The organism is Veillonellaceae bacterium, from assembly GCA_012523975.1.
Taxonomy (GTDB): Bacteria; Bacillota; Negativicutes; order JAAYSF01; family JAAYSF01; genus JAAYSF01.
In genome coordinates, this window is record JAAYSF010000091.1 from 1 (window position 1) to 2,160 (window position 2,160).

Consider the following 2,160-nt stretch of genomic DNA (forward strand, 5'->3'; position numbering starts at 1 on the left):
GAGATTGCCGGATTGGAAGCTGCAATCTCTGCTATGGAAGTAAAACTTGGCGATCCGGCTGTTCATGCCGATCCCACCGAGAGTAAGGCGCTGGCCGACGAATATGCGCAACTGCAGGCTGATTTAGAAGCGAAGTATGACGAGTGGATGGAGCGGACGGGGGATTAGGATCAAGACTTGATTCCCTTCTAGTGAGGGGTGGTGCGTTAGCGCCGGGGTGTGTTAAGTACATTTTGTGAATATAGTTAAGCCGACTTAGGTGCTGACTGGCACTTAGGTCGGCTTTTGTTTGTCCTGGGGTTAAATGTTAAATTCAAACCAGCGCTAATATTGAGGAACCGGTTCCTCGCCGCTAGGTGAGGAAAAATGGAATTGATTAATCTGGTATCTCGTGCTCAGGCTGGCGATGCCGAGGCGTTTGCCGAGATCTGCCGGCGGTTTGAAGGCTTAGTTAAACGGCAGGCGTACAAGCCGCATTTACGAAGTCTGGGTGATGACGCCTTGGCTGAGGCGTGGTTAGCCGTAGTCGAAGCCGTAAAAAGCTATGATTATACGACAGGCGTACATTTTGCCGGCTATGTCGAAAGCAAGGTCAAGTTTGCGCTTTGGAATTTGTTTAAGCGTGAACAACGCCGATGGCAGCATGAATTACTAATGACCGAGGGGGAGGATAGCGATCTTCCAAATGCGTTTAGGCTGGATATGCTGGCCGGAACAACAAATATTGAACAGGAAGTCGAAATGGCTGAACTGGGGCAAGAACTGCATGCTGCTATCGCGCTGCTGCCCGAGCGCCAGCGGCAAGCGCTGTTATTGACTTTGTTCGGCGACAACAAGCTGGCCAAAGCTGCCGGACAACTCGGGGTAACAGCCCAAGCAGTATTTAATTTGCGCCAACGAGCTCTCAATCGTTTAAAAAAGCAATTCGCTGGAATGTATTTAAGCGAAAGGGGGTGAGAACATGGCAGTGAATAAATTGCCGCAAGGCACCAAGCTAGTTATTAAAGTTCGCACCGGTGTTAATGAGGCCGGTAATCCGGTATTTCGTCAGCGTTCGTACAGCAATATCAAGACAGAGGCCGTCGACGCCGATATGCACGCAATTGGTGCAGGGCTGGCCAGTCTGCAGAAGCATCCTGTCGAAAGCATCTTCCGTACCGACAATGGTAAATTGGTTGAGGAGTAATGGAACTTTATACCGCTTTCCAAATACAAGGAGGTGAATTAAATGACTAAGACATTAGAAATGGTTTTTCGCAACAACGAAGGTAAAGAAACCGTAATTAGTTTAGCTGATCCGCGGGATGATTTAACCAGAGCCGAGGTTGATGTTGTAATGCAGGATATTATCGCCAAAAACATTTTTTTAACAAAAAGCGGCGACTTGATGCAGATAGTTGATGCACGCATTCGCACCCGGGAATCAGTTTCGCTGGTCTAATAAGGCAAAAAGAGCAGGTGGTGTAGAGCCGCCTGCTCTTTTGCTAAGAAAACGGAATGAAAGATATACCCTGCCCTACCCTATCAAGAGGGGATAAAAACCGAGATTGCCGCGCTGCGCTCGCAATGACAGGCTTAGGATGTCTTAAATCTCCTCTTGAGAGGGGTGGCGCGCAGCGACGGGGTGTATTTTCGGATGTTTATATGTGTTACTCGGAAAGGAGGTCGAGCTATGGAACAATTACTTGGCTATGCCGCCAACTACGGCTTTCCGATGGTTATATCAGTATTTTTGCTAGTGCGCATCGAGAGTAAGCTAGAGAAACTGTCAGCAAGCATCAGTGAATTGTCCAAGGTAATTGCCGAGCGGTTGTAAACTGTCTATCTAAAAGCCTAACCGAGATTGCCGCGCTGCGCTCGCAATGACAATTTGCCTTACTATAATGTCATCGCGAGCCAAGTGCGGCGATCTCAACTTCTTACAACAAACTAAAAAGTCCGTTTCGCCAAATGGGAAACGGACCTTTTCACGGAATGCTATTTATTCTGCTGCAAACTGTGCCAATGCTCTAGCCAGCTGATCCGGACACGAGGTATCTTTACCGCCGCAGGAGATTCCTTTTAAGCGCTTTATAACCTCCTGAATCGGCATTCCTTCGACCAGGCGGCTGATGCCTTGAAGGTTGCCGGAACAGCCCGAGGAGAATGACACCTTTTTTA

Annotated in this window: 6 protein-coding genes; 5 read left to right on the top strand and 1 reads right to left on the bottom strand. The window is 48.5% G+C overall.

From position 1 onward, the window contains the following. The 5 genes from GX348_12035 to GX348_12055 all read left to right on the top strand — a co-directional run. The coding region (locus GX348_12035) for a hypothetical protein (GenBank protein NLP42886.1) at positions 1–168 on the top strand (168 nt) is incomplete at its 5' end. 198 nt (positions 169–366) lie between these two features. After that, the gene (locus GX348_12040) at positions 367–957 is read left to right on the top strand and encodes a sigma-70 family RNA polymerase sigma factor (protein ID NLP42887.1); all 591 of its coding nucleotides are present in this window, start codon (positions 367–369) and stop codon (positions 955–957) included. 4 nt (positions 958–961) lie between these two features. Then, positions 962–1,186: a DUF1659 domain-containing protein gene (locus GX348_12045; protein NLP42888.1), complete on the top strand. Its 225-nt coding sequence runs from the start codon at positions 962–964 to the stop codon at positions 1,184–1,186. Between the two features lie 42 nt (positions 1,187–1,228). Continuing rightward, positions 1,229–1,441, top strand: a complete 213-nt coding sequence (locus GX348_12050; GenBank protein ID NLP42889.1) for a DUF2922 domain-containing protein — start codon at positions 1,229–1,231, stop codon at positions 1,439–1,441. Positions 1,442–1,672: 231 nt separating this feature from the next. Then, complete coding sequence (locus GX348_12055; GenBank protein ID NLP42890.1) at positions 1,673–1,816, top strand: YvrJ family protein; 144 nt, start codon at positions 1,673–1,675, stop codon at positions 1,814–1,816. Between the two features lie 165 nt (positions 1,817–1,981). On the opposite strand, the gene GX348_12060 is transcribed toward GX348_12055, so the two are convergent. Next, on the bottom strand, positions 1,982–2,160 hold a 179-nt coding region (locus GX348_12060; GenBank protein NLP42891.1), incomplete at its 5' end, for a TIGR03905 family TSCPD domain-containing protein.